Genomic DNA, 17,144 nt, shown 5'->3' with positions numbered 1-17,144 from the left:
TGGGCGAGGAAGTCCTGCAGGGCGGTCAGGGTCTGGGTGAGTGCGGTGTCGGGCAGTTCGTCGCCGGTGACCGGGACCCGGAACACTCGCAGGTCGGTGGCGGCGACCGTCTCGCCGGGTGCCGTCTCCGACCACCCGATCCGGAACAGCGACTGGCCGGCGCCGCGGCCCGCGCCCAACTGCTCGGGCGAGACGGCCCGGGCGACCAGCGAGTCCACCGAGAGCACCGGCCGGCCCGCCTGGTCGGCCACCACGATCGCCACGCTCTCCGCGCCGTTCGGGGTGATCCGCACCCGCAGGGCGGCGGCGCCGGCGGCGTGCAGGGTGACCCCGTTCCAGACGAACGGCAGCACCGCCTCGCCACCGCGCCGGCCGTCGTCGGAGACCAGACCCGCGTGCATCGAGGCGTCCAGCAGCGCGGGGTGCAGGCCGAAGCCGGCCGCCTCTGCCTTGGCCTCGTCCGGCAGCGCGACCTCGGCGAAGACCTCGTCACCGCGCCGCCAGGCCGCCTTGAGGCCCTGGAAGACCGGACCGTAGCCGTAGCCCAGGCCGAGCAGCATGTCGTAGGCGCCCTCGACCTCGACCTCGGTGGCACCCGCAGGCGGCCACTCGGTGAGCGGGGCCGGGGCCGGACCGGCGGACTGACCCAGCAGGCCGTCGGCGTGCAGGATCCACGGCCCGTACTCGCCCTGGCGGGAGTGGATCCGCAGCGTGCGACGACCGGCCTCGTCGGCAGCACCGACCACCACCTGGAGCTGGACCGCACCGCCGTCGGCCGGCAGCACCAGCGGGGCGGTCATGGTCAGCTCCTCCAGCACCGGGCAGCCGACCTCGTCGCCCGCGCGGATGGCCAGCTCCACGAACCCGGTGCCCGGCAGCAGGACGCTGCCCATCACGTCGTGGTCCGCGATCCACGGCTGGTCGGTCACCGAGAGGCGACCGGTCAGCACGACCGCGTCGGAGTCCGGGTCGGGCAGCACCGCACCGAGCAACGGGTGGTCGGCCGCCACCAGGCCGACCGACGCCACCCCGCCGAACTCGCCGGCGAGCCACGACTCGGAGAGGAAGTCCTGCAGGTTGAGCCAGAACCGGCGGTGCTGGAACGCGTAGGTGGGCAGGTCGACCCGCCGGGCGCCGCGGTCGGCGAAGACCGCCGGCCAGCTGAACTTCACGCCGTGGGTGTGCAGCTGGGCCAGGGCGGCGACGACGCTGGTGGTCTCGTCGCGGTCGCGGCGGGTGGTCGGGACGAAGAGCAGGGCGGGGTCGTCCAGGCCCATCGGGGTCAGTGCGGCGTCCGGGCCGACCTCCAGGAAACGGGTCACTCCATGGTTGGCCAGTGTGGTCAACGCATCCGCGTACCGGACCGTGCCGCGTACATGGTTGACCCAGTACTCGACCGACGCCACATCATTGACCAGTGGGATCAAGGGTTGATTGATCGTCAACCCATTGACCACCGTGCGGAAGTCGTCAAGCATCGGGTCCATCAGGGACGAGTGGAAGGCGTGGGAGACCGTCAGGCGCTTGGTCCGACGGTCGGCGAAGTGCTCCGCGACCCGGTCGATCTCCGCCGCCGGGCCGGACAGCACCACCGCACGCGCACCGTTCACCGCCGCAATGTCGACACCGAGCCCGGTGACCTCCTCCTCCGTGGCCTCCACGGCGAGCATCGCGCCACCCGCCGGCAGCGCCTGCATCAACCGACCGCGCTCGACCACCAGCTTCGCCGCATCGGCGAGCGAGAAGACACCGGCCACGTGCGCGGCAGCGATCTCACCGATGGAGTGCCCGGCCAGGTAGTCCGGCCTCACGCCCCAGGACTCCAGGAGGCGGTACAGCGCCACCTCGAACGCGAAGATCGCCGGCTGGGCGAACTGCGTCCGGTTCAGCAACTCCGCATCGTCCAACGGCAGCGGCTCACCAACCGCCGCCGCCACCTCGTCCCACGCCGCCGCAAACACCGGGAATGCAGCGGCAAGGTCCGCACCCATCCCCACCCGCTGCGACCCCTGACCCGTGAACAGGAACGCCGTGCCACCAGCAGCACGCGACTCCACGCCGCCCCGGCCCTCGGCAACCCCCACCAGCGCCGCCAGCAACTCCTCGCGGCCCTCCCCCACCACCGCCGCACGGTGCTCGAAGGCCCCCCGCGCCGTGGCCAGCGTGTACGCCACGTCCACCGGCGACAGCTCCGGCCGGGCAGCGACGAAGGCACGCAGCCGCTCGGCCTGGTCGGCCAGCGCCTCGGCCGTCCGCCCGGAGAGCACCCACGGCACCGCACCCGCCGGACGCTCCACCGCGGGCTCCTCCGCCGGAACCTCCCCGGTCGGCGCCTGCTCGATGATGACGTGCGCGTTGGTGCCGCTGATCCCGAACGAGGAGACCGCGGCGCGACGCGGCCGGTCCACGGCCGGCCATGCCCGAGCCTCGGTCAGCAGCTCCACCGAGCCCGCCGACCAGTCGACCTTCGACGACGGCGCGTCCACGTGCAGCGTCTTCGGCAGCACGCCGTGGTGGATCGCCTCGACCACCTTGATGATCCCGGCGACACCGGCGGCGGCCTGGGTGTGGCCCATGTTGGACTTGATCGAGCCGAGCCAGAGCGGCTCCCCGGCCCGGTCCTTGCCGTAGGTGGCCAGCAGCGCCTGCGCCTCGATCGGGTCGCCCAGCACCGTCCCGGTACCGTGCGCCTCCACCAGGTCCACCTGGTCCGCCGAGACCTGGGCGTTGGCCAGCGCGGCCCGGATCACCCGGCGCTGGGCCGGACCGTTCGGCGCGGTCAGCCCGTTCGAGGCGCCGTCCTGGTTGATCGCGCTGCCGCGCACGATCGCCAGCACCTGGTGCCCGTTCTTCCGGGCGTCGGAGAGCTTCTCCACCAGCAGGACGCCGGCGCCCTCGCCCCAGCCGGTGCCGTCGGCGGCGTCCGCGAAGGACTTGCAGCGACCGTCGACCGCCAGGCCCTTCTGCCGGCTGAACTCCACCAGGGTCTCCGGGGTGGCCATCACCGCCACGCCGCCGACCAGGGCCAGCGAGCACTCGCCGTTGCGCAGCGCCTGCACCGCCAGGTGCAGGGCGACCAGCGAGGAGGAACAGGCCGTCTCCACCGTGAAGGCGGGGCCCTCCAGGCCGAGGGTGTAGGAGATCCGGCCGGCCGCGATGGCGCCGGTGCTGCTGTTGGCCGCGTAGTCGTGGTACATCATCCCGGCGTAGACGCCGGTGGCCGAGCCCTTCAGAGTGGCCGGGTCGATGCCCGCACGCTCCAGCGCCTCCCAGGAGACCTCCAGCAGCAGCCGCTGCTGCGGGTCCATGACCAGCGCCTCGTTCGGCGAGATCCCGAAGAAGCCGGGGTCGAACTCCGCCGCGTCGTAGAGGAATCCACCCTGCTGCGTGTAACTGGTGTTCGGCCGCGCACCGGTGGGGTCGTGGAGCTTCTCCAGGTCCCAGCCGCGATCGATCGGGAACTGCCCGACCGCGTCCACGCCGTCCGCCACCAACTGCCACAGGGCCTCCGGCGACGTGACCCCGCCGGGGTAGCGGCAGGCCATGCCCACGATGGCGATCGGCTCGCGCAGTTGCGCGGAGAGCTTGCGGTGCTCGGCACGCAGCCGCTCGGTCTCCTTCAGCGACGCGCGGAGTGCCTGGACCAGCTTGTCTTCGGTTTGCGCCATTGTCAGTTCCACGCTTCCGTCGTCGCGTCCTCGAAGTCGAGTCCGTCGAAGGCCATGTTGATCAGACTCTCGGTGTCCATCTCGTCGATGGACTCCTGCTCGGCGGGCTCCTCGGTGGTGCTCTCCCGCTCCACCCGCGCGCCGCCGAGCTCCAGCAGGCTCTCCATCAGGCCCGCGTCCCGCAGCCGGTGCAGCGGGATGGCCTGCAGGATCCGGCGGATCTGGTCCTCGGTCGCGGCCTCGTCCCCATCGGCCTCCGGGGCCAGCTCGGTGACCAGGTACTCGGCCAGGGCGCGGGCGTTCGGGTAGTCGAAGACCAGGGTGGGCGGCAGCCGCAGTCCGGTCACCGCGTTCACCTGGTTGCGGAACTCCACCGCACTGAGGGAGTCGAATCCCAACTCACTGAAGGCACGGTCGGGTTCGACCGCCTGCGGGCTGCTGTGGCCGAGGATCGCAGCGGCCTCGCCGCGCACCAGCTCCAGCAGCGTGCCGAGTTGCTCGGCCGCCCCCAGCCCGGCCAGCCGGGCCTTCAGCCCGCTCGCCTGGTCCCGACCGCCGGCCGCCGTGCGCCGGGCCTTCGCCCGGACCAGCCCCCGGAGCAGCGGCGGCAGTTCGTCAGCGGCCTGCTGCAGGGCCTTGAGATCCAGCCGGATCGGGACCAGCAGCGGGTCGGCCAGCGAGCCGGCGGTGTCCAGCAGGGCCAGGCCCTCGGCCACGGTGAGGGCGTCGACGCCCGAGCGGTTGATCCGCTGCACGTCGGCCTCGGCTCCCATGCCGCCCTGCTCCGACTCCCACAGACCCCAGGCCAGCGACTGCGCGGGCAGGCCCTGCGCCTGCCGGTGCGCCGCCAGCGCGTCCAGGTAGGCGTTGGCGCAGGCGTAGTTGGCCTGCCCCGGGTTGCCGAAGACACCGGCGGCGGAGGAGAAGAGGACGAAAGCGCCCAGCTCCTGGCCTGCCGTCAGCTCGTGCAGGTTCCACGCCGCATCCACCTTGGGCCGCAGCACCGCGTCCAAGCGGTCCGCGGTGAGCGAGCCGAGGATGCCGTCGTCCAGCACACCGGCCACGTGCACCACGGCAGCGAGCGACTGCCCGGCGAGCAGCGCCGCCACCGCGCCGCGGTCGGTGACGTCGCAGGCCGCAACCGCCACCTCCGCACCCAGCTCGCCGAGTTCGGCCACCAACTCCGGCATCCCGGACGCCTTGGCACCGCGCCGGCTCACCAGCAGCAGGTCACGCACCCCACGCTCGGCCACCAGGTGCCGGGCCACCAGCCGGCCCAGCGTGCCGGTCGCACCGGTCACCAGAACCGTGCCCTCGCCACCGAACGCGCTCGCCGGGGCGACCGGTTCGGCCGCCACCGGGACCCTGGCCAGCCGCGGCGCGTGCAACCTGCCCTCGCGGACCACCAGCTGCGGCTCGTCCAGCGCGGTCAGCGCGCCGAGCGGCAGGCTGCCGTCGGTGTCGACCAGCAGGAACCGGTCCGGGTTCTCCGCCTGGGCCGAGCGGACCAGACCCCAGACCGCCGCGCCCGCCAGGTCGGTGACCCGCTCGCCCGGCAGGCCGACCGCGCCCTCGGTGACCACCACCAGCGGACCGTCCTGGTCCCCGGCCAGCCATCCCTGCACGGCCGCCAGCGCCTCCCGGGCCGCCGCCCGTGCCGATCCGGCGTCCGTGCCGGTGGTCGGCCGCAACAGCGCCGGCTCTTCGGCGGCCAGGGCGGTCGGTACCGCCACCGGTGCCCAGTCCACGGCGAACAGGCTCTCGTGGAAGCTGGTCCGGGCGGCCGCCAACTGCTCGGCGGAAATCGCCCGCAGGGTCAGCGACCCGACCGAGGCGACCGGCTGCCCGACCGCGTCGAACAGCTCCAGGCCCACGCTGTCGCCGCTGATCGGGGCCAGCCGCAGCCGCACCGCCGCGGCGCCGGCCGCGTGCAGCGCGACCTCGCTCCAGCTGAACGGCAGCACCGACTGGTCGCCGAACAGGCCGGTGAGCGCGACCGCGTGCAGGCAGGAGTCGAGCAGCGCCGGGTGCAGGCCGAAGCTCTCGCTGTCGGTCTGCTCGGGCAGCGCGACCTCGGCGAACACCTCCTGACCCACCCGCCAGGCGGCCTTCAGCCCCTGGAAGACCGGCCCGTACTCCAGGCCCGCCTCGGCCAGGTTCGGGTAGAGCTCGGCGAGTTCCACCGGCTCGGCCCCGGCGGGCGGCCAGGCGGCGGGGCCGGTGGGCACCGGCACCGGGCCGGACCGCAGCAGACCGGTGGCGTGCCGGGTCCACGGCTGGTCCGCCTCGTCCGGTCGGGCGTGCACCGAGACCGTCCGGGCTCCCGCCTCGTCGGCCGCGCCGACCAGCACCTGCAGCTGCACCCCGGCGGCGGTCGGCAGGACCAGCGGCGCCTGCAGGGTGAGCTCCTCCAGCACCGCGCAGCCCGCCTGGTCGCCGGCCTGCACGGCCAGCTCGACGAAGCCGGTGCCCGGGAAGAGCACCGTGCCGCCCACCGCGTGGTCGGCCAGCCAGGGCTGGGTCGCCGTGGACAGTCGACCGGTCAGGGTCAGCGCGTCGGAGTCCGGGGCCGGCACCACCGCACCCAACAGCGGGTGCTGCGCGGCGTCCAGGCCCATCGAGGCGGCGTCGCCGCCCCCGCCGAACGGCTCCAGCAGCCAGAAGCTGCGGCGCTGGAACGGGTAGGTGGGCAGGTCGACCCGCCGGGCGCCGGTGAAGATTGCCGACCAGTCGACCGGAAGCCCGGTGACGTGCATCCGGACCAGCGCGGTACGGACCGACCGCACCTCGTCGCGGTCGCGGCGGGTGGTGGCGACGAAGGTCAGGGCGGGGTCGTCGAGGCCCATCGGGGTCAGTGCGGCGTCGGGGCCGACCTCCAGGAAACGGGTCACACCGTTGCCGGCCAGTGTGGTCAATGCGTCAGCGAACCGGACCGTGCCGCGTACATGGTTGACCCAGTAGTCCACCGACGCCACATCATTGACCAGTGGGATCAAGGGTTGATTGATCGTCAACCCATTGACCACCGCACGGAAGTCCTCAAGCATCGGGTCCATCAATGACGAGTGGAAGGCGTGGGAGACCGTCAGGCGCTTGGTCCGACGGTCGGCGAAGTGCTCTGCGACCCGGTCGATCTCCGCCTGCGGGCCGGACAGCACCACCGCACGCGCACCGTTCACCGCCGCAACGTCCACCCCCAGCCCGGTGACCTCCTCCTCCGTGGCCTCCACGGCGAGCATCGCGCCACCCGCCGGCAGCGCCTGCATCAACCGACCACGCTCGACCACCAGCTTCGCCGCATCGGCGAGCGAGAAGACACCGGCCACGTGCGCCGCAGCGATCTCACCGATGGAGTGCCCGGCCAGGTAGTCCGGCCTCACGCCCCAGGACTCCAGGAGGCGGTACAGCGCCACCTCGAACGCGAAGATCGCCGGCTGGGCGAACTGCGTCCGGTTCAGCAACTCCGCATCGTCCAACGGCAGCTCCATCCCGATCGCCGCCGCCACCTCCGCCCACGCCGCCGCAAACACCGGGAACGCCGCCGCCAACTCACGACCCATCCCCACCCGCTGCGACCCCTGACCGGTGAACAGGAACGCCGTGCCACCGGCAGTCGCAGTGCCGACCGCGAGCTCCGCGCCGCTGCCGCCCTCGGCCAGCGCGGCCAGGCCGGTCAGCACCTCGGCCCGGTGCTCGGCCACCAGCGCGGCCCGGTGCTCGTGCGCGGACCGGGTCACGGCCAGCGAGAACCCGAGGTCGGCCAGGTCCAGATCGGGCTGCCGGTCGAGCAACCGGTGCAGCTGCTCCGCCTGTGCCCGGAGCGCCTCGGGGGTCTTGGCCGAGAGCACCAGCGGGGTCGCGCCTTGCGGGGTCGCACCCTGCGGGGCGGCGTCCGCCTCGGCGGACTGCTCGGCCGGCGGCTGCTCGATGATCACGTGTGCGTTGGTGCCGCTGATCCCGAACGAGGAGACGGCGGCCCGGCGCGGGCGGTCCAGCTCCGGCCACGGACGGGCCTCGGTGAGCAGCTCGATGTTGCCCGCCGTCCAGTCCACCTTGGGCGACGGCTCGTCCACATGCAGGGTCCTGGGCATCAGGCCGTGCTTCATCGCCTCGACCACCTTGATGATGCCCGCGACACCCGCGGCGGCCTGGGTGTGCCCCATGTTCGACTTGATCGAGCCGAGCCGGAGCGGCTGGTCCGCCGGGCGGTCCTGGCCGTAGGTGGCCAGCAGCGCCTGGGCCTCGATCGGGTCGCCCAGCACCGTCCCGGTACCGTGCGCCTCCACCAGGTCCACCTGGTCCACCGTCAGACCGGCATTGGCCAGCGCCTGCCGGATCACCCGCCGCTGCGACGGGCCGTTCGGCGCGGTCAGCCCGTTCGAGGCACCGTCCTGGTTGACGGCACTGCCGCGCACGATCGCCAGGACCGGGTGCCCGTTCTTCCGGGCGTCCGAGAGGCGCTCCACCAGCAGCATGCCGACGCCCTCGCCCCAGGCCGTACCGTCCGCACCGGCCGCGAACGACTTGCACCGGCCGTCCGGCGCCAGCCCCTTCTGCCGGCTGAACTCGATGAACACCTCCGGGGTGGCCATCACCGCCACACCACCGACCAGGGCCAGCGAGCACTCACCGCTCCGCAGCGCCTGCACCGCCAGGTGCAGGCCGACCAGCGACGAGGAGCACGCGGTGTCCACCGTGACCGCCGGCCCCTCCAGGCCGAAGACGTAGGAGAGCCGGCCCGAAGCCACCGCGCCCGTGCTGCTGTTGTAGGTGTAGTCGTGGTACATCATCCCGGTGTAGACACCGGTGGCCGATCCGCGCAGCCCGGCGGGGTCGATGCCGGCGCGCTCGAAGGCCTCCCAGGAGGCCTCCAGCAGCAGCCGCTGCTGCGGGTCCATGATCAGCGCCTCGTTCGGCGAGATCCCGAAGAAGGCCGGGTCGAACTCCGCCGCGTCGTAGAGGAACCCACCGCTGCGGGTGATGGTGCTGTTCGGCCGCTCGGCGGTCGGGTCGTAGAGCCGGTCCGGCTCCCAGCCGCGGTTGTCCGGGAAGTCCCCGACCGCGTCCACCCCGTCGGCCACCAGCCGCCACAGGTCCTCCGGCGACCGGACCCCACCCGGGTAGCGGCAGGCCATCCCGACGATCGCAATCGGCTCGTCCGTGGCCGTGGTGGTCGCTACCACGGTGGCGGTCGCCTCGCCGGTACCGGTCAGCTCACCGGCCAGGTACTCGGCCAGCGCCACCGGGTTCGGGTAGTCGAAGACCAGGGTGGCGGGCAGCCGCAGCCCGGTCGCCTCGTTGGCCGCGTTGCGGAACTCGACCGCCGAGAGCGAGTCGAACCCGAGGTCCCGGAAGGCGCGTTCGGGATCGATCGCGGTCGCCTTGGCGTGGCCGAGCACGGCGGCCGCCTGGGCCCGGACCAGCTCCAGCACGGCGGCGGTCCGCTCCGCGGGCGCCAGCCCGGCCAGCCGGGTCCGGAGCGCGTCGGCCTGACCGCTGGCGCCGCCCGCAGTGGCGCGGCGGACCGGGCGGCGGACCACACCGCGCAGCAGCGGCGGCAGTTCGTCACCCGCCTGCTGCAACAGCTTGAGGTCCAATCGGATCGGCACCAGCAGGGCCTGGGCCAACTCGGTCGCAGTGTCCAGCAGTTCCAGGCCCTGCGCGGCCGAGATCGACTCGATCCCGGAGCGGTTGATCCGCTGCACGTCGGCCTCGGCTCCCATGCCGCCCTGCTCCGACTCCCACAGACCCCAGGCCAGCGACTGCGCGGGCAGGCCCTGCGCCTGCCGGTGCGCCGCCAGCGCGTCCAGGTAGGCGTTCGCGGCCGCGTAGTTGGCCTGACCGGCACCACCGAAGACACCGGCGGCCGAGGAGAAGAGGACGAAAGCGCCCAGCTCCTGACCTGCCGTCAGCTCGTGCAGGTTCCACGCCGCGTCCACCTTGGGCCGCAGCACCGCGTCCAACCGCGCCGGGGTGAGCGAGCCAACGATGCCGTCGTCCAGCACACCGGCCACGTGCACCACGGCAGCGAGCGACTGCCCGGCGAGCAGCGCCGCCACCGCGCCGCGGTCGGTGACGTCGCAGGCCGCAACCGCCACCTCCGCACCCAGCTCGCCGAGTTCGGCCACCAACTCCGGCATCCCCGCCGCCGCAGCACCGCGCCGGCTCACCAGCAGCAGGTCACGCACCCCACGCTCGGCCACCAGGTGCCGGGCCACCACCTGGCCCAGCGTGCCGGTCGCACCGGTCACCAGGACCGTGCCCTCGCCACCGAACGCGCTCGCCGGGGTGCTCTCCCCGACCGCCACCTTGGCCAGCCGGGGCACCGCCAGTCCGCCCTCGCGGACGGCCATCTGCGGCTCGTCCAGGGCGGTCAGCGCCGCCGGGTCGATGCTGCCGTCACTGTCCACCAGCACGAAGCTGCCCGGGTTCTCGGCCTGCGCGGAGCGGACCAGGCCCCAGACCGCCGCGCCCGCCAGGTCGGTGACCGGCTCACCGGGCAGCGCGACCGCGCCGTGGGTGAGCACCACCAACGGAGTCTCGTGCTCCTCCGCCAGCCAACCCTGGATCCGAGCCAGCGCCTCGGCCGTCGCAGCGTGCGCGGCGACCGCGTCCAACCCCGCCACCGGACGCCACACCGTCGGCTCCACCGCACCCGCCGGCACCGACGGCACCGGCAACGGCGACCAGTCGAGCTGGAAGAGCGCCTCGTGGTGGGCCGTCTGCGCGGCGGCCAACTGCTCGGCGGAGATGGCGCGCAGGGTGAGCGCCGCCACCGAGAGCACCGGGCGACCGGCCGGGTCGGCCACGGACAGCGCCAGACCGTCCCCGGCGCCGACCGGCCGCAGCCGGGCGCGCAGGGCGCCCGCGCCGGCCGCGTGCAGCGTGACGCCCTGCCAGGCGAACGGCAGCTTGGCGGTCGCCTCGGCCGCCGGGCGCAGCGCCAGCGCGTGCAGGCAGGAGTCCAGCAGCGCCGGGTGCAGGCCGTAGGCGGCGCCGTCGGCCTCGGTGGGCAGGGCGAGCTCGGCGTAGACCTCGTCGCCGAGCAGCCAGCCGGCCGTCAGGCCCTGGAAGACCGGGCCGTAGACCAGACCGGCCTCGGCGAGGTGGGCGTACAGCTCGTCGGTCGCCACCGGCCGGGCGCCGGCCGGCGGCCAGACGGAGGTGTCGAAGTCGCTCGCCCCGGCAGTTTCGGTCGCGGTGAGCAGACCGGTGGCGTGGCGGGTCCAGGCACCGTCGGCCGCGTCCTCGGCGCGCGAGTGGACGCTGACCGCGCGGGCGCCCGCAGCGTCCAGCGCACCCACCGCGACCTGGAGCTGCACGCCGCCCTGCTCGGGCAGCACCAGCGGTGCCTGCAGCGTGAGCTCGGCGAGGGTGCCGCAGCCGAGCTGGTCGCCGGCCCGGATCGCCAGTTCCACGAAACCGGTACCCGGGAAGAGCACCGTGCCGCCCACCGCGTGGTCGGCCAGCCAGGGCTGGGTGCCCGTGGACAGCCGGCCGGTGAAGAGCACACCGGCCTCCTCGGGCAGCGTGACCAGCGCACCGAGCAGCGGGTGCTCGGCGGCGTCCAGTCCGGCCCCGACCACGTCCCCGCCGGTGCCCGCCTGGTCCATCCAGAAGCGGCTGCGCTGGAAGGCGTAGGTCGGCAGGTCGATCCGCCGGGCGCCGGTGCCCGCGAAGTACGCGGCCCAGTCGACGGGGGCGCCCGCAGCGTTCAGGCGACCCAGGGCGCCGGCCAGCGTCACGGTCTCGTCGCGGTCGCGGCGGGTGGTGGCGACGAAGGTCAGGGCGGGGTCGTCCAGGCCCATCGGGGTCAGCGCCGCATCGGGGCCGACCTCCAGGAACCGGGTCACTCCATGGTTGGCCAGTGTGGTCAACGCGTCGGCGAACCGGACCGTGCCCCGTACATGGTTGACCCAGTACTCCACCGACGCCACATCATTGACCAGTGGGATCAAGGGTTGATTGATCGTCAACCCATTGACCACCGCGCGGAACTCGTCAAGCATCGGGTCCATCAATGACGAGTGGAACGCGTGCGACACCGTCAGGCGCTTGGTCCGACGGTCGGCGAAGTGCTCCGCCACCCGGTCGATCTCCGCCTCCGGGCCGGACAGCACCACCGCACGCGCACCGTTCACCGCGGCGATGTCGACACCGAGACCGGTGACCTCCTCCTCCGTGGCCTCCACGGCGAGCATCGCGCCACCCGCCGGCAACGCCTGCATCAACCGACCGCGCTCGGTGACCAACTTCGCCGCATCGGCGAGCGAGAAGACACCGGCCACGTGCGCCGCGGCGATCTCACCGATGGAGTGCCCGGCCAGATAGTCCGGCCTCACACCCCACGACTCCAGGAGCCGGAACAGCGCCACCTCGAACGCGAAGATCGCCGGCTGAGCGAACTGGGTCTGATGCAGCTGGTCCTCGCCACCGGGGTCCAGGTGCTCCGTCACCTCCGCCCAGGCCGCCGCGAACACCGGGAACGCCGCCGCCAACTCACGACCCATCCCCACCCGCTGCGACCCCTGACCCGTGAACAGGAACGCCGTCGCCCCAGCAGCACGCGACTCCACGCCGCCCCGGCCCTCGGCAACCGCCACCAGCGCCGCCAGCAACTCCTCGCGGCCCTCCCCCACCACCGCCGCACGGTGCTCGAACAGCGACCGCGCGGTAGCCAGTTCGTAGGCCACGTCCACCGGGACGAACTCCAGGCCCGCCAGGCGGTCCAGCAGCCGCGACGCCTGGGCCCGCAGCGCCTCGGGCGTACGGGCCGAGAGCACCCAGGGCGCGGGCGGCGCCGTCTCCGTCGGAGCCGGCTCGGCCGCTGCCGGAGCCTGCTCCAGGATCACGTGCGCGTTGGTGCCACTGATCCCGAACGAGGAGACCGCGGCGCGACGCGGCCGGTCCACGGCCGGCCACTCCCGAGCCTCGGTCAGCAGCTCCACCGCCCCCGCCGACCAGTCGACCTTCGACGACGGCGCATCCACGTGCAGCGTCATCGGCAGCACACCGTGCTCCATCGCCTGGACCATCTTGATGATCCCGGCCACGCCCGCCGCCGCCTGGGTGTGCCCCATGTTCGACTTGATCGAGCCGAGCCAGAGCGGCTCGCCGGCCCGCTCCTGACCGTAGGTGGCCAGCAGCGCCTGCGCCTCGATCGGGTCGCCCAGCACCGTCCCGGTGCCGTGCGCCTCCACCGCGTCGATCTGGTCGGCCGTCAGCTGTGCGTTCGCCAGCGCCTGCCGGATCACCCGCCGCTGGGCCGGACCGTTCGGCGCGGTCAGCCCGTTCGAGGCACCGTCCTGGTTGATCGCCGAACCCCGCACCACGGCCAGCACACGGTGCCCGTTGCGCCGCGCGTCGGAGAGCTTCTCCACCAGCAGCATGCCGACGCCCTCGCCCCAGGCGGTACCGTCGGCGCCGTCCGCGAAGGCCTTGATCCGGCCGTCGGTCGAGAGACCGCGCTGCCGGCTGAACTCCACGAAGGTGTCGGGGGTGGCCATCACCGCCACGCCGCCGGCCAGCGCGAGCGAGCACTCACCGCTGCGCAGCGCCTGCACCGCCCAGTGCAGGGCGACCAGCGAGGAGGAGCAGGCGGTGTCGATGGTGACCGCCGGACCCTCCAGGCCGAGCACGTAGGAGACCCGACCCGAGGCGATCGCACCGGTGTTGTTGTTGTTCGCGTAGTCGTGGTACATCATCCCGGCGAACACGCCGGTGGCCGAACCGCGCAGCGTCGCCGGGTCGATGCCCGCCCGCTCGAGCGCCTCCCAGGAGGCCTCCAGCAGCAGCCGCTGCTGCGGGTCCATGACCAGCGCCTCGTTCGGCGAGATCCCGAAGAAGGCCGGGTCGAACTCCGCCGCGTCGTGCAGGAATCCACCGCTCTTGGTGTAACTGGTGTCCGGCCGCTCCGAGTTCGGGTCGTAGAGTCGGCCCAGGTCCCAGCCGCGGTCGGTCGGGAACTCGCTGACCGCGTCCACCCCGTCGGCCACCAGCCGCCAGAGCGCCTCCGGCGAGTCCACGCCGCCCGGGTAGCGGCAGGCCATGCCGACGATGGCGATCGGCTCGTCGGTGGCGGTGGTGGTCGCCACCACCGTGGCCGCCGCCTCGCCGGTCCCGGCCACCTCGGCGGTCAGGTACTCGGCCAGCGCCACCGGGTTCGGGTAGTCGAAGACCAGGGTGGCGGGCAGCCGCAGACCGGTCGCCTCGCTGACGGCGTTGCGGAACTCCACGGCGGAGAGCGAGTCGAAGCCCAGGTCACTGAAGGCGTGGTGCGGCTCGACGGCCTGCGGGGAGGAGTGGCCGAGCACGGCCGCCGCCTGGGCCCGGACCACGTCCAGCACCGCTGCCAGCTGCTCGGCCGGGGCCAGTCCGGCCAGCCGGGCGCCGAGCACGGAGGCCGCCGCTGCGGCGCCACCGGCGGCAGCGCGGCGGGCCTTGCCGCGGACCAGACCGCGCAGCAGCGGCGGCAGGTCGTCACCGGCGGCCGCCAGCGCGGGCAGGTCGAGCCGGACCGCGAGCACCGCGGCGTCGGACAGGTCGCCGGCCGTGTCGAGCAGTTGGAGGCCCTCGGCGGGCGCGAGCGCGGCGACGCCGGAGCGGTTGATCCGGTCCAGGTCCGCCCCCGCACCCATGCCGCCGGCCTCGGCCGCCCACAGGCCCCAGGCCAGCGACTGGGCCGGCAGGCCCTGCGCGGTGCGGTGCAGGGCGAGCGCGTCCAGATAGGCGTTGGCAGCCGCGTAGTTGGCCTGACCGGGGGCGCCGAGCACGCCGGCGACCGAGGAGAACAGCACGAACGCCGTCAGGTTCTGATCGGCCGTCAACTCGTGCAGGTGCCAGGCCGCGTCCACCTTCGGGCGCAGCACGCCCGCCAGGCGCTCCGGTGTGAGGGAGTTGACCGTGCCGTCGTCCAGCACACCTGCCACGTGCACCACGCCGGACAGGCCCTCGACCGAGGAGACCAGCAGTTCGGCCGAGGCGCGGTCCGAGACGTCGCAAGCGGCAACGGCCACCCTGGCGCCCAGCGTGGTCAGTTCGGCCACCAGCTCGGGCATCCCGGCCGCCTCGGCACCGCGCCGACTGGCCAGCAGCAGCGAGCCGACCCCGTGCTCGGTGACCAGGTGCCGGGCCACCAGGCGGCCCAACGTGCCGGTGGCACCGGTCACCAGGACCGTGCCCTCGCCATCGAACGTGCTCGCCGGTTCGGACGGTTCGGCCGCAACGGCGATCCGGGCCAGCCTGGCCCGGTGCAGCGTGCCCTCGCGGACCACGCCCTGCCACTCGCCGGTGGCCAGCACTGCGGCCGGCGGCACGCTGCCGTCGCTGTCCAGCAGGACGAACCGCTCCGGGTTCTCCGACTGGGCCGAGCGGACCAGGCCCCAGACCGCCGCGCCCGCCAGGTCGGTGACCGGCTCACCGGGCAGCGCGACCGCGCCGTGGGTGAGCACCACCAACGGAGCCTCGTGCTCCTCCGCCAGCCAACCCTGGATCCGGGCCAGCGCCTCGGCAGTCGCAGCGTGCGCGGCGACCGCGTCCAAACCCGCCACCGGACGCCACACCGTCGGCTCCACCGCACCCGCCGGCACCGACGGCACCGGCAACGGCGACCACTCCAGGCGGTACAGGCTCTCGTGGAAGCTGGTCCGGGCGGCGGCCAACTGCTCGGGCGTCAGGGTGCGCAGGGTGAGCGCGGCCACCGACGCCACCGGCCGACCGGCCGGGTCGGCGAGGTCGAGCGCGACCTGGCCGTCGCCCTGCGGAGCGATCCGCAGGCGGACGGCGGCAGCACCCGTGGCGTGCAGTGCGACCCGCTCCCAGGCGAACGGCAGGGTGACCCCGTCGGTGCCGATCGCGCCGGTGAACGGGATCGCGTGCAGGCAGGCGTCCAGCACGGCGGGGTGCAGGCCGAACCGGGCCGCCTCGCCGGCCTCCGGCAGCGCCACCTCGGCGAACACCTCGGTGCCGCGCTGCCAGGCGGCGCGCAGGCCCTGGAAGGTCGGTCCGTAGCCCAGGCCGGCCTCGGCCAGGTTCGGGTAGAGCTCGGCCAGGTCGATCGCCGCGGCGCCGACCGGCGGCCAGATCGCGGTGTCGAAGTCGGTGGTGGGCACCGCGGCCGAGACCAGGCCGGTGGCGTGCCGGGTCCACGGCAGGTCGGCCGACTCCTCGGCCGGGCGGGCGTGGATGCCGACCGGACGGGCACCGGCAGCGTCGGGTGCGCCGACCACCACCTGCAGCTGGACCGCCCCGTGCTCGGGCAGCACCAGCGGTGCCTCCAACGTCAACTCCTCCAGCGTGCCGCAGCCGACCTGGTCGCCGGCCCGGATCGCCAGTTCCACGAAACCGGTGCCCGGGAAGAGCACCGTGCCGCCCACCGCGTGGTCGGCGAGCCAGGGCTGCGCGGTGACCGAGAGGCGGCCGGTGAGGGTGACCTGCTCGGCGTCCGGCGCGCTCAGCACCGCGCCGAGCAGCGGGTGGTCGGGAGCGGTCAGGCCGACGGACGTGACGTCGGCGCTGCCGCTGCCCGAGCCGTCCCAGGCCTCCAGCCAGTAGTCCACCGAGTCCAGCCAGAACCGGCGGCGCTGGAACGCGTAGGTCGGCAGGTCGACGGCCCGAGCGCCGGTACCGGCGAAGAAGGCAGGCCAGTCGACGCCCGCACCGTTGGCGTGCAGGGCACCGACGCCGGCGAGCAGTTCGCGCACCTCGTCGCGGTCGCGGCGGGTGGTGGCGACGAAGGTCAGGGCGGGGTCGTCCAGGCCCATCGGGGTCAGCGCGGCGTCCGGGCCGACCTCCAGGAAACGGGTCACTCCATGGTTGGCCAGTGTGGTCAACGCATCCGCGAACCGGACCATGCCGCGTACATGGTTGACCCAGTACTCCACCGACGCCACATCATTGACCAGTGGGATCAAGGGTTGATTGATCGTCAACCCATTGACCACCGCACGGAAGTCCTCAAGCATCGGGTCCATCAGGGACGAGTGGAAGGCGTGGGAGACCGTCAGGCGCTTGGTCCGACGGTCGGCGAAGTGCTCCGCGACCCGGTCGATCTCCGCCTCCGGGCCGGACAGCACCACCGCACGCGCACCGTTCACCGCGGCGATGTCCACCCCGAGCCCAGAGACCTCCTCCTCCGTGGCCTCCACGGCGAGCATCGCGCCACCCGCCGGCAGCGCCTGCATCAACCGACCACGAGCCGTCACCAGCGTCGCCGCATCCGCCAGCGAGAACACCCCCGCCACGTGCGCCGCGGCGATCTCACCGATCGAGTGCCCGGCCAGGTAGTCCGGCCGCACACCCCAGGACTCCAGCAGCCGGAACAGCGCCACCTCGAACGCGAAGATCGCCGGCTGCGCGAACTCCGTCCGGTTCAACAACTCAGCATCGTCCAACGGCAGCTCCATCCCGATCGCCGCCGCCACCTCCGCCCACGCCGCCGCAAACACCGGGAACGCCGCCGCCAACTCACGACCCATC

Annotated in this window: 2 protein-coding genes; both read right to left on the bottom strand. The window is 73.6% G+C overall.

From position 1 onward, the window contains the following. Positions 1-3,674: type I polyketide synthase (locus tag ACFW1A_RS26080; protein ID WP_380412499.1), on the bottom strand; the 3,674-nt coding region annotated here is incomplete at its 3' end. Further along, on the bottom strand, positions 3,671-17,144 hold a 13,474-nt coding region (locus tag ACFW1A_RS26075), incomplete at its 5' end, for an SDR family NAD(P)-dependent oxidoreductase (RefSeq protein WP_380412497.1). The genes ACFW1A_RS26080 and ACFW1A_RS26075, both read right to left, overlap by 4 nt.

Source organism: Kitasatospora sp. NPDC058965, from assembly GCF_042741245.1.
Classification (GTDB): Bacteria; Actinomycetota; Actinomycetes; order Streptomycetales; family Streptomycetaceae; genus Kitasatospora.
The sequence above is the reverse complement of the archived record's forward strand: the minus strand, read 5'-3'. Positions and strand labels throughout refer to the sequence as shown.